At 56.4% G+C, this 24,223-nt stretch carries 23 protein-coding genes; 13 read left to right on the top strand and 10 right to left on the bottom strand.

The annotated features are described in order from the left end of the window. Positions 1-18: 18 nt before the first annotated feature. From tsaB to rnd, 4 genes are all read left to right on the top strand, one after another. Entirely contained in the window at positions 19-714 is a 696-nt protein-coding gene (tsaB, locus tag D5066_RS10295; protein WP_119915881.1) for a tRNA (adenosine(37)-N6)-threonylcarbamoyltransferase complex dimerization subunit type 1 TsaB, read from the top strand. A gap of 37 nt (positions 715-751) precedes the next feature. Continuing rightward, the gene (locus tag D5066_RS10290) at positions 752-1,333 is read left to right on the top strand and encodes a Slp family lipoprotein (RefSeq protein ID WP_080329429.1); all 582 of its coding nucleotides are present in this window, start codon (positions 752-754) and stop codon (positions 1,331-1,333) included. A gap of 203 nt (positions 1,334-1,536) precedes the next feature. Continuing rightward, a complete protein-coding gene (gene fadD / locus D5066_RS10285) occupies positions 1,537-3,222 on the top strand; it encodes a long-chain-fatty-acid--CoA ligase FadD (protein WP_074164052.1) in 1,686 nt (561 codons plus the stop codon). Between the two features lie 71 nt (positions 3,223-3,293). Further along, a complete protein-coding gene (gene rnd, locus D5066_RS10280) occupies positions 3,294-4,421 on the top strand; it encodes a ribonuclease D (protein ID WP_119915976.1) in 1,128 nt (375 codons plus the stop codon). 86 nt (positions 4,422-4,507) lie between these two features. Here the strand turns inward: rnd and minE are convergent, their stop codons facing one another. The 3 genes from minE to minC are packed head-to-tail and all read right to left on the bottom strand — an operon-like array spanning position 4,508 to position 6,321. Beyond that, entirely contained in the window at positions 4,508-4,774 is a 267-nt protein-coding gene (minE, locus tag D5066_RS10275; RefSeq protein WP_003859937.1) for a cell division topological specificity factor MinE, read from the bottom strand. Between the two features lie 3 nt (positions 4,775-4,777). Beyond that, positions 4,778-5,590, bottom strand: a complete 813-nt coding sequence (gene minD / locus D5066_RS10270; RefSeq protein WP_028013522.1) for a septum site-determining protein MinD — start codon at positions 5,588-5,590, stop codon at positions 4,778-4,780. 23 nt (positions 5,591-5,613) lie between these two features. Then, positions 5,614-6,321, bottom strand: a complete 708-nt coding sequence (gene minC / locus D5066_RS10265) for a septum site-determining protein MinC (RefSeq protein ID WP_119915880.1) — start codon at positions 6,319-6,321, stop codon at positions 5,614-5,616. Between the two features lie 123 nt (positions 6,322-6,444). On the opposite strand from minC, the gene D5066_RS10260 reads away from it, so the two are divergent. The 3 genes from D5066_RS10260 (at position 6,445) to ycgN (ending at position 7,961) form a co-directional block, all read left to right on the top strand. After that, the gene (locus tag D5066_RS10260) at positions 6,445-6,720 is read left to right on the top strand and encodes a YcgL domain-containing protein (protein ID WP_023336061.1); all 276 of its coding nucleotides are present in this window, start codon (positions 6,445-6,447) and stop codon (positions 6,718-6,720) included. 47 nt (positions 6,721-6,767) lie between these two features. After that, positions 6,768-7,427, top strand: a complete 660-nt coding sequence (locus D5066_RS10255) for a fumarylacetoacetate hydrolase family protein (protein WP_080329425.1) — start codon at positions 6,768-6,770, stop codon at positions 7,425-7,427. A gap of 93 nt (positions 7,428-7,520) precedes the next feature. Further along, on the top strand, positions 7,521-7,961 hold the full coding sequence (ycgN, locus tag D5066_RS10250) for a cysteine cluster protein YcgN (RefSeq protein ID WP_080329424.1): 441 nt from the start codon (positions 7,521-7,523) through the stop codon (positions 7,959-7,961). A 124-nt stretch (positions 7,962-8,085) separates the two neighbouring features. On the opposite strand, the gene dsbB is transcribed toward ycgN, so the two are convergent. Further along, positions 8,086-8,616: a disulfide bond formation protein DsbB gene (gene dsbB / locus D5066_RS10245; RefSeq protein WP_080329423.1), complete on the bottom strand. Its 531-nt coding sequence runs from the start codon at positions 8,614-8,616 to the stop codon at positions 8,086-8,088. A 46-nt stretch (positions 8,617-8,662) separates the two neighbouring features. Further along, the gene (gene nhaB / locus D5066_RS10240) at positions 8,663-10,201 is read right to left on the bottom strand and encodes a Na(+)/H(+) antiporter NhaB (protein ID WP_080329422.1); all 1,539 of its coding nucleotides are present in this window, start codon (positions 10,199-10,201) and stop codon (positions 8,663-8,665) included. A 200-nt stretch (positions 10,202-10,401) separates the two neighbouring features. On the opposite strand from nhaB, the gene fadR reads away from it, so the two are divergent. Continuing rightward, positions 10,402-11,121, top strand: a complete 720-nt coding sequence (gene fadR, locus D5066_RS10235; protein ID WP_028018687.1) for a fatty acid metabolism transcriptional regulator FadR — start codon at positions 10,402-10,404, stop codon at positions 11,119-11,121. A 115-nt stretch (positions 11,122-11,236) separates the two neighbouring features. Here fadR and D5066_RS10230 read toward each other — a convergent pair whose 3' ends face one another. Then, positions 11,237-12,769 carry a SpoVR family protein gene (locus D5066_RS10230; protein WP_023293929.1) on the bottom strand — a complete coding sequence of 511 codons (1,533 nt, stop codon included), beginning with the start codon at positions 12,767-12,769 and terminating at the stop codon, positions 11,237-11,239. 321 nt (positions 12,770-13,090) lie between these two features. Between D5066_RS10230 and D5066_RS10225 the strand changes: the two genes are divergently transcribed. Beyond that, entirely contained in the window at positions 13,091-14,389 is a 1,299-nt protein-coding gene (locus D5066_RS10225) for a D-amino acid dehydrogenase (protein ID WP_061097916.1), read from the top strand. Positions 14,390-14,398: 9 nt separating this feature from the next. Next, complete coding sequence (gene dadX, locus D5066_RS10220) at positions 14,399-15,469, top strand: catabolic alanine racemase DadX (RefSeq protein ID WP_119915879.1); 1,071 nt, start codon at positions 14,399-14,401, stop codon at positions 15,467-15,469. A gap of 48 nt (positions 15,470-15,517) precedes the next feature. Here dadX and D5066_RS10215 read toward each other — a convergent pair whose 3' ends face one another. Both D5066_RS10215 and ldcA read right to left on the bottom strand, forming a co-directional pair. Further along, positions 15,518-17,251 (bottom strand): potassium/proton antiporter, encoded by a 1,734-nt coding sequence (locus tag D5066_RS10215; protein WP_119915878.1) that lies wholly within the window; start codon positions 17,249-17,251, stop codon positions 15,518-15,520. A gap of 88 nt (positions 17,252-17,339) precedes the next feature. Beyond that, the gene (gene ldcA / locus D5066_RS10210; protein ID WP_119915877.1) at positions 17,340-18,254 is read right to left on the bottom strand and encodes a muramoyltetrapeptide carboxypeptidase; all 915 of its coding nucleotides are present in this window, start codon (positions 18,252-18,254) and stop codon (positions 17,340-17,342) included. 106 nt (positions 18,255-18,360) lie between these two features. Between ldcA and emtA the strand changes: the two genes are divergently transcribed. After that, positions 18,361-18,972 (top strand): membrane-bound lytic murein transglycosylase EmtA, encoded by a 612-nt coding sequence (emtA, locus tag D5066_RS10205; protein ID WP_080329418.1) that lies wholly within the window; start codon positions 18,361-18,363, stop codon positions 18,970-18,972. A 38-nt stretch (positions 18,973-19,010) separates the two neighbouring features. On the opposite strand, the gene ycgR is transcribed toward emtA, so the two are convergent. Beyond that, on the bottom strand, positions 19,011-19,742 hold the full coding sequence (ycgR, locus tag D5066_RS10200; RefSeq protein WP_119915876.1) for a flagellar brake protein YcgR: 732 nt from the start codon (positions 19,740-19,742) through the stop codon (positions 19,011-19,013). Positions 19,743-19,949: 207 nt separating this feature from the next. On the opposite strand from ycgR, the gene D5066_RS10195 reads away from it, so the two are divergent. Continuing rightward, the gene (locus D5066_RS10195; RefSeq protein ID WP_028013508.1) at positions 19,950-20,204 is read left to right on the top strand and encodes a GlsB/YeaQ/YmgE family stress response membrane protein; all 255 of its coding nucleotides are present in this window, start codon (positions 19,950-19,952) and stop codon (positions 20,202-20,204) included. Between the two features lie 112 nt (positions 20,205-20,316). Beyond that, positions 20,317-22,419, top strand: coding sequence for a TonB-dependent siderophore receptor (locus D5066_RS10190; RefSeq protein WP_119915875.1), 2,103 nt, complete (start codon positions 20,317-20,319; stop codon positions 22,417-22,419). A gap of 63 nt (positions 22,420-22,482) precedes the next feature. Here D5066_RS10190 and D5066_RS10185 read toward each other — a convergent pair whose 3' ends face one another. Then, the gene (locus D5066_RS10185) at positions 22,483-24,168 is read right to left on the bottom strand and encodes an alpha,alpha-trehalase (RefSeq protein WP_119915874.1); all 1,686 of its coding nucleotides are present in this window, start codon (positions 24,166-24,168) and stop codon (positions 22,483-22,485) included. Positions 24,169-24,223 lie beyond the last annotated feature (55 nt).

Raw genomic sequence — 24,223 nt, 5'->3', positions numbered from 1 at the left:
GCGAGAGCGCGACGACTGATGCGAATTCTGGCTATTGATACCGCGACAGAGGCTTGCTCTGTCGCTCTGTTAAACGACGGTGCTGTTTCTGCTCATTTCGAAGAGTGTCCACGGGAACACACCCAGCGTATTCTGCCCCTGGTGAAAGCCATTTTAACCGAGGGCAACACCGTCCTGACCGACCTCGACGCGCTGGCCTTTGGCCGCGGCCCTGGCAGCTTTACGGGCGTACGTATTGGGATTGGCATTGCGCAGGGGCTGGCGCTGGGCGCTGACCTGCCGATGATCGGCGTCTCTACACTTGCCACGATGGCGCAGGGAGCCTGGCGCATGACGGGCGCGATCCGCGTGCTGGCCGCTATTGATGCCCGCATGGGGGAAGTCTACTGGGCGGAATATACCCGTGACGAAAACGGCGTCTGGCAGGGTGAAGAGACGGAAGCGGTGCTTAAGCCTGAAGCCGTTACTGAACGCCTGAAGCAGCTGTCCGGCGAGTGGGCGACGGTCGGCACGGGCTGGGCGGCGTGGCCGGAGATGGCGAGCGGCACCGGCGTGACGCTGGTGGACGGCAACATGCTCCTGCCTGCGGCGGAAGATATGCTCCCGATTGCCCGTCAGCTGCTTGCAGCAGGAAAAACCGTTGCCGTTGAACAGGCGGAGCCGGTTTATTTGCGAAACACCGTCGCATGGAAGAAACTTCCGGGCCGAGAGTGAATCTCAGTAACAGGAACTGAGAAAAAGGAGTCGCATCATGGCGGTTCAAACTAAAGTAGTACGTCTTTTTATGGCAGGCGCGGTTGCCATAGCACTGAGCGGTTGCGTAACCGTACCTGATGCGATTAAGGGCAGCAGCCCGACGCCACAGCAGGATCTGGTTCGGGTCATGAATGCGCCTGAGCTTTACGTCGGCCAGGAAGCGCGCTTCGGTGGGAAAGTGATCGACGTGCAGAACCAGCAGGGGAAAACCCGTCTGGAAATTGCCACCGTTCCGCTCGACAGCGGCGCGCGCCCCGTACTCGGTGAAGCCTCTCGCGGGCGTATCTATGCCGACGTGAATGGCTTCCTCGACCCGGTAGATTTCCGCGGTCAGTTGGTCACCGTTGTCGGGCCGATCACCGGTTCGGTGCAGGGCAAAATCGGCAACACGCCGTACAAATTTATGACCATGCAGGTGAACGGCTATAAGCGCTGGCGTATCGCCCAGCAGGTGGTGATGCCGCCTCAGCCAATCGATCCGTGGATGTGGGGTCCACATCCTTATCGTTACGGTTATCCGGGATGGGGCTGGTATAATCCGGGTCCTGCGCAGGTTCAAACGATCGTAACTGAGTAACTTACTGTTATTATTAGGAAAGAGACAGCGGCTCAGCCGCTGTCTCTGTTTTTTTACGGATAAAACGAAAAAAAAGAGTGACGCGCTTCGCAACCTGCAATCTGAACAATTAATAAACTGGTACGCTGAGTTAATATAATGTTAACAAACTGTTTATTATCGGGGCTGTGATGACGACGAACACTCATTTCAGAGGTGATGCATTGCAAAAGGTTTGGCTTAACCGTTATCCCGCAGATGTGCCTGCGGAGATCAATCCTGACCGTTATCAATCCCTGGTGGAATTATTTGAACACTCGGTACGGCGTTACGCTGATCAGCCCGCGTTTGTGAACATGGGCGAGGTGATGACGTTCCGTAAGCTTGAGGAACGTAGCCGGGCGTTTGCTGCTTATCTTCAGGAAGGGCTGGGGCTGCAAAAAGGGGACCGCGTCGCGTTGATGATGCCGAACCTGCTGCAATACCCGGTGGCGCTGTTCGGCATCCTGCGTGCCGGAATGATTGTCGTTAACGTCAACCCGCTGTATACGCCGCGCGAGCTGGAGCACCAGCTGAACGACAGTGGCGCGGTGGCAATTGTCATTGTTTCCAACTTTGCCCACACTCTGGAAAAGGTGGTCGATAAGACCCAGGTGAAGCACGTCATCCTGACGCGGATGGGCGATCAGCTTTCCACCGCCAAAGGGACGCTGGTTAACTTTGTCGTTAAATACGTCAAACGTCTGGTACCTAAATACCATCTGCCGGATGCCATCTCCTTCCGACGCGCGCTGCATGCGGGCTATCGCATGCAGTACGTCAAACCGGAAGTGGTCTCCGAAGACCTGGCCTTCCTGCAATACACGGGCGGCACCACCGGCGTGGCGAAAGGGGCGATGCTGACCCACCGCAACATGCTGGCGAACCTCGAACAGGTCAATGCGACCTACGGCCCGCTGCTGCATCCGGGTAAAGAGCTGGTGATCACCGCGCTGCCGCTGTATCACATTTTCGCGCTGACCATGAACTGCCTGCTGTTTATCGAGCTGGGTGGGCAAAACGTATTGATCACCAACCCGCGAGATATTCCGGGGCTGGTGAAAGAGCTGGCAAAATACCCGTTCACCGCCATGACCGGGGTGAATACCCTGTTTAACGCCCTGCTCAATAACAAAGAGTTCCAGCAGCTGGATTTCTCCACGCTGCACCTCTCCGCGGGCGGCGGCATGCCGGTCCAGCAGGCGGTGGCCGAGCGCTGGGTGAAGCTTACCGGACAATATCTGCTGGAAGGCTATGGCCTGACGGAATGTGCCCCGTTGGTCAGCGTCAACCCGCATGACATCGACTACCACAGCGGCAGCATCGGTCTGCCGGTCCCGTCGACGGAAGCAAAACTGGTGGATGATGAGGATAACGAAGTGCCTCACGGCGAGCCGGGCGAGCTGTGCGTCAGAGGGCCGCAGGTGATGCTGGGTTACTGGCAGCGTCCAGACGCGACTGACGAAATCATTAAAGATGGCTGGCTGCACACCGGTGATATTGCGGTGATGGATGACGAAGGCTTCCTGCGCATCGTCGATCGCAAAAAAGATATGATCCTGGTGTCCGGCTTCAACGTCTATCCGAACGAAATCGAAGACGTGGTGATGCAGCACAGTGGCGTACTCGAAGTGGCGGCGGTGGGGGTTCCTTCCGGCAGCAGCGGTGAAGCGGTGAAGATATTTGTGGTCAAGAAAGATCCTTCTCTCACTGAGGATGCGCTGATAACGTTTTGTCGCCGTCAGCTGACGGGCTATAAAGTGCCGAAGCTGGTTGAATTCCGCGATGAGCTGCCGAAATCCAACGTCGGGAAGATATTACGACGAGAATTACGTGACGAAGCCCGTGCCAAAGTAGACAATAAGGCCTGAGCTTCACGTTAATCGCCCAGACGCCGGTTAAGCCGGCGTTTTTTATGGGCGCAAACAAAAGAGAATCCGATTTGAATTACCAGATGATCACCACCAACGACGAGCTGGCTTCGCTGTGCGAAGTGGCGCGCGACTTTCCCGCCATTGCCCTGGATACCGAGTTTGTCCGTACCCGGACGTACTATCCGCAGCTGGGTTTGATTCAGATGTACGACGGTAAGCACGTCTCGCTGATCGACCCGCTCGGCATTACCGACTGGACGCCGATGCGTGACCTGTTGCTCGATACTGCGGTAACGAAATACCTGCACGCGGGCAGTGAAGATCTGGAAGTCTTTCTGAATACCTTTGGCATCATGCCACAGCCGCTGATTGATACGCAGATCCTCGCGGCATTCAGCGGCCGTCCGCTGTCGTGGGGCTTTGCCGCTATGGTGGAGGAGTATACGGGCCTGACGCTGGACAAAAGCGAATCCCGTACCGACTGGCTGGCGCGCCCGCTTACCGAGCGTCAACTGGAATACGCGGCGGCAGATGTGTTTTACCTGCTGCCGATTGCCGGACAGCTGATGAAAGAGGCGGAAGCCTCCGGCTGGCTGTCTGCCGCGCTGGACGAGTGTCGCATGACGCAGCAGCGTCGTCAGGAAGTGGTCGACCCGAAAGACGCCTGGCGTGATATCACCAACGCCTGGCAGCTTCGCACGCGTCAGCTGGCCTGCCTGCAGTTGCTGGCGGACTGGCGCCTGCGCAAAGCGCGCGAGCGCGATCTGGCCGTTAACTTTGTGGTGCGTGAAGAGCATCTCTGGGCGGTCGCGCGCTATATGCCGGGTAGCCTGGGCGAACTGGACAGCATCGGGCTTTCCGGCAGCGAGATCCGTTTCCACGGTAAAACCCTGCTGGCGCTGGTCGCTAAAGCGCAGGCGCTGCCGGAGGATGCCCTGCCTGAGCCGCTGCTGAATCTGATGGATATGCCGGGCTACCGCAAAGCGTTTAAGGATATCAAAGCACTGGTAGGGGATGTCGCAACGGAAAGCAAGCTGAGCGCTGAACTGCTGGCGTCACGCAGACAAATTAACCAGCTGCTGAACTGGCACTGGAAGTTGAAACCGCAGAATGGCGTGCCGGAGCTGATGGCGGGCTGGCGCGGGGTATTGATGGCCGATCGCCTGAATACGTTGTTGGCGTCATATCCACGCTAAAGCAGCGTAGCCCCGGTAAGCGAAGCGCCACCGGGGAAATTGCCGGGCGGCGCGACGCTTGCCCGGCCTACAAAACCACAACCGAATTAACGCGACTCTTCCGCTTCCGGAAGCGTTACGTTCAGCTCCAGAATCGAAATATCCCCGTCTTTTTGTTCCAGCTGTACGGTGACCATCTCCGGGTCAATCTGCACGTACTTACAGATCACCTCGAGAATGTCCTTGCGCAGCTGCGGCAGGTAGTGAGGCTCGGCGTCGCTACGACGACGCTCCGCAACGATGATTTGCAGGCGTTCTTTTGCGATGTTGGCGGTGCTTTTTTTCCGCGAGAGAAAAAAGTCCAGTAATGCCATAACTTATCCTCCGAACAGGCGTTTGAGGAAACCTTTCTTCTCTTCTTCAATGAAGCGGAAAGGACGTTCTTCTCCCAGCAGACGGTCAACGGTATCGGCGTAAGCTTTACCTGCATCTGCCGTTGTATCAAGGATCACGGGCTCGCCCTGGTTAGAGGCGCGTAACACGGACTGGTCTTCCGGGATAACGCCAACCAGTTTAATGCGCAGGATCTCCAGCACGTCTTCCATGCTCAGCATGTCACCTTTGTTTACGCGACCCGGGTTATAGCGGGTCAGCAGCAGGTGCTCTTTGATCGGATCCTGGCCATTTTCCGCACGGCGGGATTTCGAGGCCAGAATACCGAGAATACGGTCGGAGTCACGCACGGAGGAGACTTCCGGGTTGGTGGTGATGATCGCTTCATCAGCAAAGTAGAGCGCCATCAGGGCACCGGTCTCGATGCCGGCAGGGGAGTCGCAGACGATGAAGTCGAACTCCATTTTTTTTAGCTCGTCGAGCACCTTTTCCACGCCTTCACGGGTCAGGGCGTCTTTGTCACGCGTCTGCGAAGCCGGAAGAATGAAGAGGTTCTCGGTGCGCTTGTCTTTAATCAGCGCCTGGTTCAGCGTGGCATCGCCCTGAATGACGTTTACGAAGTCATACACGACGCGACGCTCACATCCCATGATGAGGTCGAGGTTACGCAGACCGATATCGAAGTCGATAACGACGGTTTTCTTTCCCTTCTGGGCCAAACCAGTAGCGATGGCCGCGCTGGAGGTGGTCTTGCCAACGCCTCCTTTACCCGAAGTAACAACAATAATGCGTGCCATAGAAATTCCTTGTTAAAAAGGGATCAATTCAACGGTTGAACGGTCAACGCGTCGTCTGCCAGAAGCAGGCGAGCCGCTTTGCCATAAAATTCAGCTGGGATCTTGTCGCTCAGCCAATATTCACCTGCGATGGACACCAGCTCCGCCGTCAGGTGAGTACAAAATATTTGCGCGTCCCGATCGCCACTTGCGCCCGCAAGCGCACGTCCACGCATCATACCGTAAACGTGAATATTGCCATCTGCAATAAGCTCTGCGCCAGCGCTGACGTGGCTTGTAACAATCAGATCACAGTTTGGTGCATAAATGCGCTGACCGGAACGAACCGGTACATCAATCATTCGCGTTTTTGTGATAGCGGTAACGTTTTGCACCGCAGGAGGGGGCGTTGGCACGGCAGCGGATACTGCACGTGGGGCTTTTTCTTTGCCTTCATTAAGCAGCGGCAGCCCCGCACGGTCGATTTCTGCTTTTAGCCCGGTATCTTTGCAGCCGCTGATGCCGACGATACGCAGCCCGGTGGAGGAGACCGCCTGCTGGAGAAGTTTCCAGTTAACCGGTGCCTCGAGACCGCTGACGTTGATGACAACAGGGGCGTGTTTCAGAAAGGCGGGAGCCTGGGCGATTTTGTCTTCTAACGCCTGACGAATAACCTCGGGTTTTGCATCATGCAAATGTACCACTGATAAGGTGAAGCTACTGCCTTTAAGCTCGATGGGCGTGTTTGACATCCTGGCCTTACTCAATTTGCTATTAACCGCAACCATTCGCTGCGATATTCCGAAGAGTATCAGGCATGTTATAGTCAGGAGTATATTGAGGCAAGCAACCACCCATTAATTCAGAGTAAAAACATGTTTTGTGTGATCTACAGAAGTACAAGCCGTGACCAGACCTATCTTTATGTCGAAAAGAAAGACGATTTTTCACGCGTGCCGGAAGAATTAATGAAGAACTTTGGCCGACCGCAGCTGGCAATGCTGCTGCCGCTGGATGGCCGTAAGAAACTGGTGAACGCCGATCTGGAAAAAGTGAAAACGGCGTTAGCCGAGCAGGGCTATTATTTACAGCTTCCACCGCCGCCTGAGAATTTATTAAAACAGCATCTTGAGGCGACCGGGAAAAAATAGTCTCAGCTGTTTTCGGGCATAACACATCAACCGATTAGGGGTCGAGCATGTATCAACATCATAACTGGCAAGGCGCATTACTGGATTATCCCGTCAGCAAAGTGGTCTGCGTGGGCAGCAACTATGCGAAACATATTCAGGAGATGGGTAGCGCAACGCCAGAAGAACCGGTCCTGTTTATTAAGCCCGAGACGGCGCTTTGCGATATCCGCCAGCCGCTGGCGCTTCCGCAGGGGCTGGGGTCGGTGCATCACGAAGTGGAGCTTGCCGTGCTGATCGGCGCAACGCTCCGTCAGGCCTCCGAAGAGCATGTCGAGAAAGCGATTGCCGGTTACGGTGTGGCGCTGGATCTGACTCTGCGTGACGTGCAGGGCAAAATGAAGAAAGCGGGGCAGCCGTGGGAAAAAGCCAAAGGCTTTGATAACGCGTGCCCGATTTCTGGCTTTGTTCCGGTAGGTGAATTTACTCACGATCCGCAGAACACGCCGCTCAGCCTGAAGGTTAACGGCGAGATGCGCCAGCAGGGGACTACCGCTGATATGATCCACAAAATTGTCCCGCTGATCGCCTACATGAGCCGTTTCTTCACCCTGAAACCGGGCGATGTGATCCTCACCGGCACGCCGGAAGGCGTGGGCCCGCTCGCCAGCGGCGATGAACTGGAGGTCGGTTTTAACGGCCTGTCGCTAAAAACCCGCGTGCTGTAACCCCATCTTGCCGCCTGAAGAGGGCGGCAAAACTTGCAACAACGTGCCAGACTCGTTATAAGGTGCGCTTTCTTTTGACGTGTGGACATCCTGATGAACGACATCCCTTTCTGGCAAAGCAAAACTCTCGACGACATGACCGACGCGGAATGGGAATCCTTGTGTGATGGCTGCGGCCAGTGCTGCCTGCACAAGCTGATGGATGAAGATACGGACGAAATCTATTTCACCAACGTCGCCTGCAAGCAGCTGAACATCAAAACCTGCCAGTGCCGCAACTATGAGCGCCGGTTTGAATTTGAGCCGGACTGCATTAAATTAACCCGTGATAATCTGCCGACCTTTGAATGGCTGCCGCACACCTGCGCGTATCGCCTGCTGGCGGAAGGAAAAGATCTGCCGAACTGGCATCCGCTGCTGACGGGCTCAAAGGCAGCGATGCACGGTGAGCGCATTTCTGTGCGTCACATTGCGGTGAAAGAGTCCGAAGTGCGGGACTGGGAAGACCACATCATGAATCACCCTAATCGATGATAATAAAAAACCCGCCGAGGCGGGTTTTTTTGTATTTGTGCGGCCTGATGCCCTCTCCTCAACCCTCTCCCACGGGAGAGGGCGCAAACACTAAATACGGCAACCGAGGTTGCCGTTTTGCTATTTACCTTCCGAACAAATCGCGCTTCTTCGGCTTAAACGGCTGAGCAATCAGGACCAGCAGCGCCACGACGAAGTAGGCCACAAAAATGCCCACCAGCCACTGCGGCATCTCCAGCGTCAGGAATTCCCACTGACGAACGGAGCAGTCACCGGATGCGACAAACACCTGCGGCAGCCACTTATCCAGCGGCAGCCAGCTCGGGAAGCGGGCGGCGAAATCACAGGTCATGAACGGTGACGGATGTAGCTGCATCATGGTGTGCTGCCAGGAAAGCTCAATCCCTTTCCAGGCGCTGTACAGCCAGATAGCAATCCCGACGTAGCGCAGCGGTGATTTCGGGGCAATCGCACCTACCAAACCAGCACCCATCACGCCGAACAATGCGCAGCGCTCGTAGATACAGAGCACGCAGGGCTTGAGTCCCATCACGTGCTGGAACCACAGCGCAACCATTTCCAGCGCAAAGGCGGTCAGGGCCATCAACAACCACGCTCCGCGACCGCGTGAGCACTGGTTTAAAAATCTCAACATAATCATTTCCCTGGAACATGCTTAGAAAGCGCAGTGTAAACGAATTTTAATGCGCCGCAAGTATACCCGCTTGCATGAGCCATTGCGTACAGGGAATGAGGGTAATTTTGACGCAAAGCAATCCCACAATCGTAAGGACCAGCGTATACGGCAGAGCCATCCAGACCATCCTTCCATACGAAAGACGTATGAGTGGCGCCAGGGCGGAGGTCAGCAGGAACAGGAACGCGGCCTGACCGTTAGGTGTCGCCACCGATGGCAGGTTGGTACCGGTGTTGATCGCCACCGCCAGCAGTTCAAACTGCCCGGCGCTGATAACGCCTTCTTGCATGGCTGATTTCGCTTCGTTGATATACACCGTGCCGACAAAAACGTTATCGGAAATGGAGGAGAGCAAACCGTTAAACAGGTAAAACAGCGAAAGCTGTGCGTCCGGAGCTGCCTGGAGTACAAACGTAATAATCGGCGCAAACAGGTGCTGATCGATAATTACCGCGACTACGGCGAAAAACACCGCCAGCAGCGCGGTAAACGGCAGGGCTTCGGTGAAGGCTTTGCCGATAGCATGCTCGTCCGTCACGCCGCTAAAGGTGGTGGCGAGAATAATAACGGAGAGGCCAATCAACCCGACTTCGGCAAGGTGGAAAGCCAGCGCGGCGATAAGCCAGATGCCGATGATCCCCTGCGCAATCAGACGCAGCGTCTCCTGACGCGTACGTTGTTTGCGGCTCTGCTCGTCAAACTTATGCAGCTCCTTGCGGACGGGCTCAGGCAGCTGGGCGCCGTAGCCGAAAACGCGGAATTTCTCGACCAGAATGCAGGTTGCTAGCCCGCAGACAAACACGGGCACGCTGACGGGGGCCATGCGCAGGAAAAACTCGCCGAACTGCCAGTCAGCCGCTTTGGCGATGATCAGGTTTTGCGGCTCGCCCACCATGGTCATCACGCCGCCCAGCGCCGTACCGACGCCTGCATGCATCATCAGGCTGCGCAGAAACGCGCGGAATTGTTCCAGCACGTCACGGTTATGGGCCTCGACGTGGCTGTCGTCCTGCAGATCTTCACTTGGGCGCGAGGACGCCACACGGTGATAAATGCCGTAAAACCCGACGGCGACGCTGATCACTACCGCGACAACGGTCAGCGCATCCAGGAAGGCCGACAGAAATGCCGCCGCGAGACAAAACGCCAGTGAGAGAACCGTTTTTGACGGAATGCTCAGCAGCAGGCGAGTGAAAATAAACAGCAGCAGCTGTTTCATAAAGTAGATACCGGCCACCATAAACATCAGCAGCAGAAGCACCTCAAGATTAGAGGCCAGCTCGTGTTTAACATGCTCAGCGCTGGTCATGCCAATCACCACGGCTTCAAACGCCAGCAAGCCGCCAGGCAACAGGGGATAACACTTCAGCGCCATGGCCAGGGTGAAGATAAACTCCGCCACCAGCAGCCAGCCGGCGACAAAGGGATTCACACTAAAAATGATGGGATTAACGACCAGGAAAACCAGCAGTATCAGCTTATACCAGTCAGGAGACTGACCTAAAAAATTGCGCCATAGCGCGCGCCCAAACGAAATTTCCACAACAGACGTCCTTCCCGTCAAGTAAAACAAAACATCAGTATACGCAAAAATCGCGGCCCGGAGGCGGATAAGGCCGCATTATAAATTTCATAAAAATGAAACGGCGATCCCTCTTTTCTCTCTTTGCCGCGCTACCTGCCGCTGCACGCCTCTGGTATGATGAGTGCAATTTGCAAAAGCTGTGTAATGGAAATCTCACTATGGTCATTAAGGCGCAGAGCCCGGCGGGTTTCGCGGAAGAGTACATCATTGAAAGCATCTGGAATAATCGTTTCCCTGCGGGGTCCATTCTTCCGGCTGAACGCGAACTCTCTGAACTGATTGGCGTCACTCGCACCACGCTGCGTGAAGTGCTTCAGCGACTGGCGCGTGATGGCTGGTTGACGATCCAGCACGGCAAGCCAACAAAAGTTAACAACTTCTGGGAAACTTCGGGGCTGAACATTCTTGAAACGCTGGCGCGCCTCGACCACGAAAGCGTGCCGCAGCTGATCGACAATCTGCTCTCCGTGCGTACCAACATTGCCACAATCTTCATTCGTACCGCTTTCCGTCAGCATCCTGAAGACGCGCTTGCGGTGCTGGCCAGCGCAAACGAAGTGGAAGATCACGCTGATGCGTTTGCCACCCTTGACTACAACGTGTTTCGCGGCCTGGCGTTTGCCTCCGGCAACCCGATTTACGGTCTTATCCTCAACGGGATGAAAGGGCTTTATACTCGCATTGGTCGTCACTACTTCGCCAACCCTGAGGCCCGTAGCCTGGCGCTGGGCTTCTACCATAAGCTGAGCAAGCTCTGCAGCGAAGGCCTGCACGATCAGGTTTATGAGACGGTGCGCCGCTACGGTCACGACTCCGGCGAAATCTGGCACCGCATGCAGAAAACGCTGCCGGGTGATTTAGCGATTCAGAGCCGCTAAAGAAAAAACCTCTCATACGAGAGGTTTTTTTTCGTCGGGTGGCGGCTACGCCTTACCCGACCTACAGGTTTTGTAGGCCCGGTAAGCGTAGCGCCACCGGGCAAAAAAAGCTGAACTACAGCGTATTCAACCGCGCCGGGCACCGCTCCAGCAGCTCCACGCTGCCGTCCTCATTCTGCTGCTCCAGCTGCACATCGAAACCCCACAGGCGATGCACGTGTTTCAGCACTTCTTTACGCCCTTTATCCAGCGGCGCGCGGTTGTGCGGTATATAGCGCAGCGTCAGAGAGCGGTCGCCGCGCAGGTCCACGTTCCACACCTGAATATTGGGTTCCAGATTGCTCAGGTTGTACTGGGAAGAGAGGCGAGAGCGGATCTCACGGTATCCTTCCTCGTTATGGATCGCGGAGATCTCCAGATAGTTGTTGCGGTCGTCGTCCAGCACGGTGAAGAAGCGGAAGTCACGCATGATCTTCGGCGACATAAACTGGCTGATAAAGCTCTCATCCTTAAAGTCGCGCATCGCGAAATGCAGGGTTTCCAGCCAGTCGGAGCCGGCGATATCCGGGAACCAGTACTTGTCCTCTTCCGTTGGCGACTGGCAGATACGCTTGATGTCCTGGAACATGGCAAAGCCCAGCGCATACGGGTTAATCCCGCTGTACCACGGGCTGTTGTAGGGCGGCTGGAACACCACGTTGGTATGGCTGTGGAGGAACTCCATCATAAACCGCTCGGTGACTTTCCCCTCGTCGTACAGGTGGTTAAGAATGGTGTAGTGCCAGAATGTCGCCCAGCCCTCGTTCATCACCTGGGTCTGTTTCTGCGGATAAAAATACTGGCTCACCTTGCGCACGATGCGCAGGATCTCACGCTGCCACGGCTCCAGCAGCGGGGCGTTTTTCTCCATGAAATAGAGCAGGTTTTCCTGCGGCTCGGACGGATAGCGACGCGCTTCGGCGATCGTTTTTTCCTCCTCACGCTTCGGCAGGGTACGCCACAGCATGTTCACCTGGCTCTGCAGATACTCCTCGCGGCTTTTCTGCCGGGCTTTCTCCTCCTGCAACGAGATTTTCTGCGGACGTTTGTAGCGGTCCACGCCGTAGTTCATCAGCGCGTGGCAGGAGTCCAGCAGCTTCTCCACTTCATCCACGCCGTAGCGCTCTTCGCAGTCGGTGATGTATTTACGGGCGAAGATCAGGTAATCAACGATGGAGCTGGCGTCCGTCCAGCTGCGGAACAGGTAGTTATTCTTGAAAAACGAGTTATGGCCGTAGCAGGCGTGCGCCATCACCAGCGCCTGCATGGTAATAGTGTTCTCTTCCATCAGATAGGCGATACACGGGTTTGAGTTAATGACGATCTCATACGCCAGCCCCTGCTGGCCGTGCTTATACAACCGCTCCGTTTCAATGAATTTTTTACCAAACGACCAGTGCGGATAGTTAATCGGCATCCCGACGCTGGAGTAGGCGTCCATCATCTGTTCAGAGGTAATCACCTCAATTTGATGGGGATAAGTATCCAGGCGATACAGCTTTGCCACCCGGTCGATTTCGGCGAGGTAGACATCCAGCAGCTCGAAGGTCCAGTCGGGTCCATCGCTCAGACGTGTGTTGTCCTTGTTCAGGGAATCAATAGTAGCCATTAGCGCGCCCTCGTTGTGGGTGCTCTCTCTGTCTGGAGAGCCTCCTTTCAAGCATAGATCAACGTGTTAAAAAGCGTGCTGGCGCAGAAATTTTTTCTTTGCGATTTCCCGTTTTTGATACGGCAAAAAAAGCGGTGGTCGCAGCATTTTATGCTGGTTAAAAATAAAGCTCAGCAGGAGATGCCAAATTAGCGCTATCCCCTGATGCTGGGGGATGTGTGAGGTAAGTCACCATAAAAAAGTCGTATGTTGAATAATATTTTCAACTAGGTTATCAATCTGTAATTAGATGATTGTTCTTTTGCTCATAATGGAGTGGCTATGCGTGTTGTCATACTGGGAAGTGGTGTCGTTGGCGTAACCAGCGCCTGGTATTTAAGTCAGGCGGGACATGAGGTTACCGTTATCGATCGTGAATCCGGCCCGGCTCTGGAAACCAGTGCGGCGAACGCCGGGCAAATCTCTCCAGGCTATGCGGCCCCATGGGCGGCACCCGGCGTGCCGCTGAAGGCGATCAAATGGATGTTCCAGCGCCACGCGCCGCTGGCCATCAGCCTTGACGGCACGCAGTTCCAGCTGAAGTGGATGTGGCAGATGCTGCGCAACTGCGACACTCGCCACTACATGGAAAACAAAGGCCGCATGGTGCGCCTGGCGGAATACAGCCGTGACTGCCTCAAAGCCCTGCGCGCATCGACGGGGATCGAGTACGAAGGCCGTCAGGGCGGCACGCTGCAACTGTTCCGCACCGAGCAACAGTATGAAAACGCCACCCGCGATATCGCCGTGCTGGAAGATGCCGGGGTACCGTATCAGCTGCTGGAAGCCAGCCAGCTGGGCCAGGTTGAACCCGCGCTGGCGGAAGTAGCGCACAAGCTGACCGGTGGTTTACGTCTGCCGAATGACGAAACCGGCGACTGCCAGCTCTTTACCCAGCGTCTGGCGCACATGTGCGAGCAGGCAGGGGTGAAATTCCGCTTTAACACTTCCGTCGATAAGCTGCTGTCGGAAGGCGAAAAAATTTACGGCGTGAAGTGCGGCGACGAAGTGATCAAAGCCGATGCCTACGTGATGGCGTTTGGTTCCTACTCCACCGCCATGCTGAAAGGCATCCTCGACATCCCGGTTTACCCGCTGAAGGGCTACTCGCTGACCATTCCGGTGAAAGAGGAGAGCGGCGCGCCGGTATCAACCATTCTCGACGAAACCTACAAAATCGCGATTACCCGCTTTGATAACCGCATCCGCGTGGGCGGCATGGCGGAGATCGTCGGCTTCAACACCGAGCTGCTGCAGCCGCGTCGTGAAACCCTGGAGATGGTGGTGGGGGACCTGTTCCCGCGCGGCGGTTTTGTGGAACAGGCGACGTTCTGGACCGGCCTGCGTCCCATGACGCCGGACGGCACGCCGATTGTCGGGCGCACGCCGTTCAAAAATCTGTGGACCAATACCGGACACGGCACGCTCGGCTGGACGATGGCCTGCGGCTCCGGACAGCTGCTGAGCGACCTGATTTCCGGGCGCACCCCGGCGATTCCATTTGACGATTTAAGTGCAGCGCGGTATCAATCGGGGTTTACCCCGTCGCGTCCACAGCACCTGCACGGCGCACATAACTAAGGAGTTGTCATGTCCCGTCCTGTTCTGGCTCAGCTGGATCTGCAGGCTCTGAAGGAAAACCTGCAAATTGTTCGCCGGGCAGCTCCTGGTTCGCGCGTGTGGTCGGTGGTAAAAGCGAATGCCTACGGCCACGGTATCGACCGCATCTGGAGCGCGCTCGGCGCGACCGACGGTTTTGCGTTGCTCAATCTGGAAGAGGCTATTCTGCTGCGCGAGCGCGGCTGGAAGGGGCCAATCCTGCTCCTGGAAGGCTTCTTCCACGCGGACGATCTGCCGCTGCTGGACAAGTACCGTCTGACCACCAGCGTGCACAGCAACTGGCAGATTAAGGCGATTCAGGATGCGAAGCTCCATGCGCCGCTGGATATCTATCTCAAGGTGAACAGCGGCATGAACCGTCTGGGTTTCCAGCCTGAGCGCGTGCATACCGTCTGGCAGCAGCTGCGCGGCATGAAAAACGTGGGTGAAATGACGCTGATGGCGCATTTTGCCGACGCGGAAAAACCCGACGGCATCGCCGATGCCATGGTGCGCATTGAGCAGGCGGCAGAAGGGCTGGATTGTCCGCGCTCGCTGTCAAACTCGGCGGCCACGCTTTGGCATCCTGAAGCCCACTATAACTGGGTACGTCCGGGGATCGTTCTGTACGGCGCATCTCCCTCAGGTCAGTGGCAGGATATCGCTAATAGCGGCCTGAAGCCGGTGATGACCCTGCGCAGCGAGATCATCGGCGTGCAGACGCTGAAGTCGGGCGACACGGTGGGCTACGGCAGCCGCTTCCGGGCGAAGGGCGAGCAGCGGATTGGCATCGTGGCGGGCGGTTATGCGGACGGCTACCCGCGCATCGCGCCGACCGGTACGCCGGTCTGGGTGGATGGAGTGCGCACGGGCACGGTAGGGACCGTCTCAATGGATATGCTGGCCGTTGACCTGACGCCATGCCCGCAGGCAGGGATTGGTTCACCGGTCGAGCTGTGGGGCAACGAAATCAAAATTGATGATGTGGCGGCTGCGGCGGGAACGGTAGGGTATGAACTGATGTGCGCCCTGGCACCGAGAGTGCCGGTAGTGACGGTGTAACTTGTTTGTGTGCCGGGTAAGCGTTAACGCCACCCGGCAAAAAAACCGCTACTCCGCGTCCTCTTCCATCGGCCTCAAACCGACCTTCCGCACCGCGTTATCTTCTTTTTCGGCAACGGTCCAGATCATCCCGGCAAACTCCACCTGGTCACCGACGACCGGGGCAGCGCCAAGCCGCTGCTGGATGATTTCGCCCAGCGTTTGCGGGTTATCACCGTCTTCAGCACCTTCATCCAGCCCGTAAATCAGCGCCACATCCGCAAATTTGGCGCTGGCTTCCAGAATAAAATCGCCGAAGAAACGCTGATCCAGCGCCACCGGAGGCGACTGGCTGAACAGCTTGCCCAGCGCGGGCAGGTCGCGCTCGCGGCCAATGACGCAGAGAATATCCCCTTCACGCAGGCGGGTGCTGCCGGTAGGGTGCAGCAGAACGTTGTCGCGGAACAGGGCGGCAATGCGCGTTTCAGTCGGCATGTGCAAATCGCGCAGCGAGGCCCCCACGCACCATTTGTCGGCGCTCAGCTGATAGACGAACTGCTCCCACGGGTTTTCCGGGTGAATATCCAGCCCCACGCGGGAGACCGGCCAGCCCACGGGCGGCACCACCACTTTGGCCTTTTTCGCCGCCCAACCGAGCGACGTGCCCTGGAACAGCAGGGAAATCAGCACCACGAAGAACGCCACGTTAAAGAACAGCCGCGCGTTGTCCAGACCGGCCATCATCGGGAACACCGCAAGGATAATCGGCACCGCGCCGCGCAGGCCGACCCAACTGATAAAGACGCGCTCGCGCAGGTTAAAGCCGCGAAACGGCAGCAGGCCCGCAAACACCGACAGTGGCCGGGCGAAGAAGATCATCCACGCCGACAACAGCAGCGCCGGAACGGCGATCGGCAGCAGGTCAGATGGCGTCACCAGCAGGCCCAGCACCAGGAACATGCCAATTTGCGCCAGCCACGCCAGACCGTCGAAGTTCTGCAAAATGGCATGGCGGTTGCGAATCGGGCGGTTGCCCATCAGGAATCCGCAGAGGTAGACGGCGAGAATGCCGCTGCCGTCCAGCGCGGTGGTAACCGCAAAGATGAGAATGCCGCCGCTCAGGGCCAGCAGAGGGTAAAGCCCAGCGGGCAGCGAGATGCGGTTGATCATCTGCTGTAGCAGGTAGCCCCCCGCCAGGCCGATGACAATCCCCAGCCCGAACTGCTGCAGAATATGTATCGCAAACATCCAGCTCAGGCCCGTCTCGTGCTGCTGGATCATCTCTATCAGCGTGATGGTCAGGAACACCGCCATCGGATCGTTACTGCCGGATTCAATCTCCAGCGTTGAGCCGACGCGTTCGTTAAGCCCTTTACCGCCAAGCAGGGAGAAAACCGCCGCCGCATCGGTAGAGCCAACGATTGCGCCAATCAGCAGACCTTCCATCAGGTCGAGATGGAAAAGCCACGCGGCCATCATCCCGGTCAGGCCGGAGGTGATCAGAACGCCGACGGTCGCCAGCGACAGCGCTGGCCCTAAGGCCACGCGGAAGGAGCTTGCCTGGGTGCGCATCCCGCCGTCGAGCAGGATCACCGCCAGTGCGAGGTTACTCACCATGTAGGCGAAGGGATAGTTATCGAATGGGATACCGCCGATGCCATCAATACCAGCCAGCATGCCGATGGCAAGGAAAATCACAAGAATGGGTATGCCGAGACGCGATGAAAATGAACTTAATAAAATACTGCTGGTGACCAGCACAGAACCCAAAATGAAAAGGCTGATTATTGCTCCGGCATCCAATGTTTTCTTACTCCCACCTCAATGTTAACGCTGTTACTAAAACCCTAACATATTAACAATGGTAACAGCGTTTTATTAAGGGGGTTTTTTATGCTTTTATGACCGGATGACCGCCGATCGTTAACCGACTGCCTGACGCATCGTGCGTAAGCGTCGCCTGCGCGCCCAGCGCAAGGGTCGCGGTCTGCTGTTCATGACCGAAATCCAGACCGGTGATAACCGGAATATCGAGCCGCGATCGGATGAAATCGACCATCGTTTCCAGGGTGTATCCCGCGTCATAGTCGTTCGGGGCTGAGCCGCTAAAGCTGCCCAGCACAATCGCGGACTGGCGCTCAAGAATACCGGCGTGATAAAGCTGCAATAACATGCGCTCGACGCGGAACGGATGTTCGTTGATGTCTTCCAGCACCAGAATGCCGTCCTCGATTTGCGGCATCCACGGCGTGCCGATCAGCGAGACCAGCATCGCCAGGTTGCCGCCCCACAGCTGGCCCTCACACTCCCAGTGCGGCCCATTCCCCTGCCATTCCACGCTGTAGACAGGATTGCGCAGCGCGCGCCAGAAATGGTCCATGGTGAACGCGTCCAGCTCCGGCGCGCCGAAGTTACCGGCGAGCATCGGGCCGCTAAACGTGATGACGTTATGCAGCGCCAGCAGACCAAGCTGGATGGCGGTGAAATCGCTGTGGCCGCATATCAACAGCGGATCCTGCTGCTGGCGCTGCGCCAGCCCTTGCCAGTCAATGCTCTCCAGCAGGCGGCTTGCCCCGTAGCCGCCGCGCACCGCAAGGACTATCCGGTCTTGACCCTTCAGGTTCACCAGACTATTGATATCATTCAGTCTCTGCGCTTCCGTGCCGGCAAAGCGCTGCTCGCGGCGGGAAATAATGGCCTGATTTTCTACCTGATGGCCGGATTCCAGCAGACGCTGAACGCCCCGCTGTGCCGCCTCCTGATTAATGCAGTAGCCCGACGGCGCGATGAGATGAATCTGAGACATGGCAATTCCTTGCTGAATGAGAAACTAATTGTCTATATCATGCCGCGTATACGCTGCCTGCTTCAAGGGCGGCGCACCGCGATGACCGGCTATAAGGATAGATGACGTGAAATTGAGATGGTTTGCTTTTTTGATTGTTTTGCTGGCTGGCTGTAGTTCAAAACATGATTATCAAAACCCGCCCTGGAATCCGGAAGTGCCGGTGAAACGGGCCATGCAGTGGATGCCGATCAGCGAAAAAGCCGGAAAGGCCTGGGGCGTCAGTCCGCGTCTGATCACCGCCATTATTGCGGTGGAATCCGGCGGTAATCCCACGCTTGTCAGCAAATCCAACGCGGTGGGGCTGATGCAGCTGAAAGCGTCAACGGCGGGGAGAGAGGTCTACCGCTATATGGGCTGGAACGGTCAGCCGTCGACCAGCGAGCTGAAGAACCCGGAACGCAACATTTCAATGGGGACCGCTTATCTGAGCATTCTGGAACACGGCGTGCTGAAGGGAATTGAGGATCCGGAAGTGATGCAATATGCGCTGGTGGTCTCGTACGTGAACGGCGCCGGGGCGTTGCTCAGAACCTTCTCCTCTGACCGTAAAGAGGCGATAGAAGAGATCAACGACATGGACAAAGATGAGTTCGTCGAGCACGTGGCGAAAAATCATCCGGCACCACAGGCGCCTCGTTATATCTGGAAAGTACAGAAAGCGATGGATGCCATGTAATGCCGCAAACGGGCGGCGCTCACGCTGCCCGACTTCTCTCACAGAACCTTGTTCGCACGTTCCCGTGCTTCACGCTCCAGCGAGTAGATAATATGCTGCAGCTCGCGCTCAGCGCCCGGTCCGACGTTCAGAAAACGGAAGCTCAGACGCGGCGTGGTAATCGTTTCGTTCTTACTGTCGACCACCGTGCGCTCGCTGATGGCAATCAGCTGTGCATCGAAATAAAAGCGCCCCCAGCCAGCCATATCCAGTTCTATTTGCGTAAACCGCATGCCTTCGACCAGTCCGTCCGGCTTCGGGGTATCCATCAGCGCGCCCATTCCGCCCAGCGACAGGTCAAAAAGACGGAAGCGGATCTCTTTTTTGTCCGGCATTTTGGCTTTACAGAAATAGGCAGGGTGAAGCGGGGCGCTGATGCGGAAGTATTCACGACGCTGAACAAACCAGAGGTTGCCAGGAAGGGGGGTAACAAAAGCAGGAAGGCCCTGGTACTCGCTCAGCTCAAGCCGCTGCAGGACAAACTCCACTTTGGCCCCCTGGGTTTCGGCCATGACGGCGATATTCTCTGCTTTCAGCGCCGCGCGGTTTTCATACTCCTGGCTACCCAGATCGATAACCAGTCGCTCCTGCGAGACGTCAAGGATCTTGCTGATGAACTGATTATTCGACCAGCTGATGCGCAGCGGCACTTCGCCTTTTTGCAGGTCGCGTAATACCCCTAATACAGCCAGCGGATTTTGCTTGAGGAACTGCTCACTGTAATGACTCACGCCGGATGGCTCCTTGATTGATGACAGACTGTCTTAGCGTTATCGGCAATCCACTTTCAAACTTAATACAAACCGGTGAGTTTTTTTAACGGTCGCACGCAAGATAAGTCGGTGAGACGAAATTGGTTTTCCGGTGATGACCTATACTTAAGTTACCTGCGCAGAAGGTTTTCTGCACATGCGTTTAATCTGTAAGAGGGCATTGCTATGGGTATCATCGCCTGGATTATTTTTGGCCTTATTGCTGGCGCGATCGCAAAACTGATCATGCCGGGAAATGATGGCGGCGGCTTTATTTTGACCTGTGTTCTCGGTGTCGTTGGTGCGGTTGTAGGCGGCTGGCTGGCGACAATGTTTGGCTTCGGAGGTGACATCAGTGGTTTCGACATGCACAGTTTCCTGGTCGCTGTCGTGGGTGCCATTGTTGTGCTGGGCATATTCAGATTACTACGACGAGCATAAAATCACAGAACGGCTCTCTGCGGAGGGCCGTTTTTTTTGCCTGAATATTGATTTGTTAATCGAAATGATAATAATTGTCGTTCCTAATTGCATCTAACAACAAGACGACATTATGAACTCCTCACGTTTTAGGTTATGCGCCCTGGCGGGTGCCGTCACGCTGGCACTGCAGGCCCAGGCTTTCGCCGAAGAATCCACCATCGTCGTCACGGGCTCAGAGCAGGGCAGCGCGCTGCCGGCCTGGACGAACAGCGCAACGAAATCGGCCGTTGCCGAAAGTAAAACGCCGCAGGTCATCAACACGCTCTCTGCGCCGGAAATTGAAAAGCGTCACGCGAATTCCGTGAATGAAATCCTGCGCTATGCCCCAGGCGTCTCAACCGAGGTGCGGGGTAACACCTCCTATATGAGCGAATACAAAATTCGTGGCTTTACCGTCGACCAGGAGTTCTATAACGGGCTGCAACTGCCCTATAACGTCACCGGCAATACGAAAGCGCGCATCGATCCGCTGCTGATAGAGAGCGTCGATATCCTGAAGGGGCCGTCATCGGTGCTTTACGGCGGCGGCTCCCCGGGCGGGCTGGTAAATATTCAAAGTAAAAAGCCGCAGCGGGAAGCCCGAACTGAATTTGGCGTTAACACCGGAAACCGTAATCTGAAAGAGGGCTACCTTGACTCGACCGGACAGATTGCCGACAGCGACTGGAATTACCGTCTGCTGGGTAAGGCGACGGAGAATGACGATCAGCCGCACACCAGCCGCTATGAAAATTATCTGGTCGCCCCGTCCGTCACCTGGCAACCCGACAGCAAAACCCGCCTCACCCTGGATGCGCTGGCGCAAAACTCCCCGAGCCTGACGCCGTCTAACCCGCTGCCGCTCGCTTATCTGCGCTCGAAATATGCCGATCGCCGGGATTACGCCGGAGATGAATGGAGCGGGTTTAAGCAGCGCCAGTGGATGCTGGGCTACAGCTTCGAACATGAGTTCGACAGCGGCTGGGGCTTTAATCAGAAAGCGCGCTATTTCGACGTCGATACCCACCAGAACAGCGTCTACGCGACGGGAACGGGAAGCGAGGTATATCAACTTAACCGCTTTGCCTATACCACCGATGAAGATCTTAAGAGCTTCAACATCGACAACCAGGTGACCAAAACCGTTGCGCTGGGCGACTGGAAACACCATCTGCTGGCCGGGTTTGACTATCAGAGGCTGAATTCCCATTTCCACTACCGTTACGCGTCGACCACGCCGGGCATGGATATGCGTAATCCTGACTATTCGCAAATCCACGAAAGCGCGCTGGGGCTCTACACGGCCCAGAAAAACCGTCTCAGCTACCAGCAGAACGGTTACTACCTGCAGGATCAGGTGGAATTCGGCGGCTTAAATCTGCTGGGCAGCCTGCGCTACGACGATTACCGCTCCGTCACCACTGATTACCTGCAAAACGGCGATAAGGCCTGGGTATCGCAGGATCGCGTGACCAAACGCCTGGGGGCGCTTTATGCCTTCGAAAACGGTATTTCGCCGTTTATCAGCTATTCAGAAGGTTTTGCACCGGTGTCGCCGCAGGGGACGCTCACGGCGAAAGACGTCAAGCCGACCACCAGCAAGCAGGTAGAAGGCGGGGTAAAATATCTGCTGGCCGAGTACGCCACGACGTTTACCGCCTCGGTGTTTAACATCCGGCAGAAAAACGTTGTCACTTCCGACCCGGGTTTCCTGAACTATCGTCAGACCGGTGAAGTGGAATCCAAAGGGGCAGAGCTCTCCGCCATCAGCCGTCCGACGGACAACCTGACGCTGATTGCCAACTATGCTTACACCCACGCAATCAATACCGAAGATGATAAGTACCAGGGCAAGCGTCCAACCCAGGTGCCGGAGAATGCGTTCAATCTCTGGGGAGACTACACCTTCGAAAGTACGCCGTTAAAGGGGCTGATGCTGGGCGCCGGGGCGCGCTATACCGGGCCGATGGAGATTTCACCGGCTAACGATGCGGGCAAACTGGGGGGCACTACACAGTACGATCTGGCGGCCTCGTACCGGATGGGTGAAATTCTGCCTTCGCTGGCGGGGCTGACGCTTAAAGCCAGCGCGCAGAACATCACCAATAAAGAGACGCTGACCTGCTACGACGCAACCAACTGCTGGATTGGGCGTGACAGGACGTATCAGCTAGGGGCGAGTTACAGCTTCTGAGTAAATCCCTGTGAGTTCAGAAGGTAGGCCGGGTAAGGCGTAGCCGCCACCCGGCAATACCCTTTACTGCGCCGCAGCTTTCTCCGGCGCAGCCTCATCATTCGCCGCAGGCTGATTTTCCGGCACGCTGTCGCACGGTTTCTCTTTAGGACAAACCAGATCCAGCATCTTCAGCGTCACGCCGTTGCTCCAGCCGAAACCATCCTGCAGCGGATATTCGCCACCGCCACCGCCGGTACCGGTGGATGAAACATCATACTTCTCCACCAGCTTCTTCTCGCGATCGTAAGTATGCTGAACGTTCTTCAGGAAGCGCCAGGTTACGTTCATCGCAACCTTATCCTGTCCATAGTTCTGCAAGCCTTCCGTTGCCACCCACTGCAGCGGCGCCCAGCCGTTTGGCGCATCCCACTGCTGGCCGCTGTTGATGGTGGTGGTGGTGATCCCGCCCGGCTTCAACAGGCGCGCGGAGGTGGCCGCGGCCACTTTATCGGCGCGATCCTGCGCTGCTGCCTTCACGTAGAGCGGGAAGAGAGCGGCGGCCGTGAGCTGGTTGCGCACCTTCTTACTCTTGAGATCGTAATCGGCGTACCAGCCCTCTTTATCGTTCCACAGGTGGCGCTCAATGGCTTTCTGACGCGCGGTTGCTAATGCCTCGTATTTACTCGCCGCCGCGCTGTCGCCCGCCTCCTGGCCTGCTCGCGCGAGCAGTTTTTCCATTTTAAACATCAGGGCGTTTAGATCGACGGGCACAATACTGGTGGTGCGGATCGTGCCGAGCTTTTGCGGATCGTCCATCCAGCGGGAGCTAAAGTCCCAGCCCGAAGCCGCTGCGGAGCGCAGATCGCGGTAAATCTCCGTTGCAGGGCGGTTAGGGTTGCTCTTCGCCGTGGTGATATCATCAAGCCAGGACTCCGGGCGCGGGGTATCGCGATCGTCCCAGTAGCGGTTAAGCACCGAACCGTCATCCAGCTTCACCACGCGCTGGTTAGCCTGCCCAGGCTGAAGGCTTTCTACGCCCTCCATCCAGTAGGTGTACTCTTTTTCCATTTGTGGACGGTATTTTTTCAGCGCGTCTTTGTCATGCGTCGCCAGCAGTTCCACCATCAGGGAGAAGAACGGCGGCTGGGAGCGGCTCAGGTAGTAGCTGCGGTTGCCGTTGGGAATATGGCCGAAGGTATCAATCTCCCAGGCGAAGTTATCCACCATATCGCTGATTTTATCCCAGTGGCCGCTTTCGGCTAAGCCCAGCATGGTGAAATAGCTGTCCCAGTAATACACCTCGCGGAAGCGCCCGCCGGGCACCACGTATGGCTTCGGTAACGGCAGGAGAGAATCCCACTTGTTGCTGGCTTTGTCCGTGGTGCGCGTCAGCACAGGCCAGAGATCGTCGATGTGTTCACGTAAACTTTGTCCCGCAGGCGGCACATATTTTTCACCTTCAGTCGGCAGCGTGAAGTTCATCTCCACAAAGTGGCGCAGGTCAAAGCTGGTCTGGGTGTGCTGCATCCGGTAATCCGCCAGAATCATCAGCGGATCGCTCTTTGGAACGGCATCGGCAAAGGTTTTTTGATCGGGAAACAGTTTGGCGCTCTGCACATCATTAAACAAAGGGCCAAGCAGAATATCGGGGGAATTTTTCTGGTAGGCTGGCTGTTCGTCAGCATAACCTATCGTTGCCACACCGAGTAGCGCGCCTCCGAGCGCGAGGTGCAAAAGAGCAGGGCGTAAAGTACGAGGTCTTATCATCGGTTCGTCTCCTGTATTCCTGAGCAGCGTGACCGCTGTTATCAATCACCTGAAA

Origin of the sequence: Enterobacter chuandaensis, assembly GCF_003594915.1 — a bacterium.
In the GTDB taxonomy this organism is placed as follows: Bacteria; Pseudomonadota; Gammaproteobacteria; order Enterobacterales; family Enterobacteriaceae; genus Enterobacter; species Enterobacter chuandaensis.
The sequence above is the reverse complement of the archived record's forward strand: the minus strand, read 5'-3'. Positions and strand labels throughout refer to the sequence as shown.

What these genes read in the sequence shown, in the direction of transcription:
- minE (WP_003859937.1), bottom strand. Translation starts at nt 4,774, where the DNA reads ATGGCATTACTGGACTTTTTTCTCTCGCGGAAAAAAAGCACCGCCAAC.
- ycgN (WP_080329424.1), top strand. Translation starts at nt 7,521, where the DNA reads ATGAACGACATCCCTTTCTGGCAAAGCAAAACTCTCGACGACATGACC.
- minC (WP_119915880.1), bottom strand. Translation starts at nt 6,321, where the DNA reads ATGTCAAACACGCCCATCGAGCTTAAAGGCAGTAGCTTCACCTTATCA.
- D5066_RS10185 (WP_119915874.1), bottom strand. Translation starts at nt 24,168, where the DNA reads ATGATAAGACCTCGTACTTTACGCCCTGCTCTTTTGCACCTCGCGCTC.
- D5066_RS10195 (WP_028013508.1), top strand. Translation starts at nt 19,950, where the DNA reads ATGGGTATCATCGCCTGGATTATTTTTGGCCTTATTGCTGGCGCGATC.
- D5066_RS10255 (WP_080329425.1), top strand. Translation starts at nt 6,768, where the DNA reads ATGTATCAACATCATAACTGGCAAGGCGCATTACTGGATTATCCCGTC.
- ldcA (WP_119915877.1), bottom strand. Translation starts at nt 18,254, where the DNA reads ATGTCTCAGATTCATCTCATCGCGCCGTCGGGCTACTGCATTAATCAG.
- minD (WP_028013522.1), bottom strand. Translation starts at nt 5,590, where the DNA reads ATGGCACGCATTATTGTTGTTACTTCGGGTAAAGGAGGCGTTGGCAAG.
- tsaB (WP_119915881.1), top strand. Translation starts at nt 19, where the DNA reads ATGCGAATTCTGGCTATTGATACCGCGACAGAGGCTTGCTCTGTCGCT.
- dadX (WP_119915879.1), top strand. Translation starts at nt 14,399, where the DNA reads ATGTCCCGTCCTGTTCTGGCTCAGCTGGATCTGCAGGCTCTGAAGGAA.
- fadR (WP_028018687.1), top strand. Translation starts at nt 10,402, where the DNA reads ATGGTCATTAAGGCGCAGAGCCCGGCGGGTTTCGCGGAAGAGTACATC.
- D5066_RS10230 (WP_023293929.1), bottom strand. Translation starts at nt 12,769, where the DNA reads ATGGCTACTATTGATTCCCTGAACAAGGACAACACACGTCTGAGCGAT.
- D5066_RS10225 (WP_061097916.1), top strand. Translation starts at nt 13,091, where the DNA reads ATGCGTGTTGTCATACTGGGAAGTGGTGTCGTTGGCGTAACCAGCGCC.
- D5066_RS10260 (WP_023336061.1), top strand. Translation starts at nt 6,445, where the DNA reads ATGTTTTGTGTGATCTACAGAAGTACAAGCCGTGACCAGACCTATCTT.
- dsbB (WP_080329423.1), bottom strand. Translation starts at nt 8,616, where the DNA reads ATGTTGAGATTTTTAAACCAGTGCTCACGCGGTCGCGGAGCGTGGTTG.
- D5066_RS10190 (WP_119915875.1), top strand. Translation starts at nt 20,317, where the DNA reads ATGAACTCCTCACGTTTTAGGTTATGCGCCCTGGCGGGTGCCGTCACG.
- D5066_RS10290 (WP_080329429.1), top strand. Translation starts at nt 752, where the DNA reads ATGGCGGTTCAAACTAAAGTAGTACGTCTTTTTATGGCAGGCGCGGTT.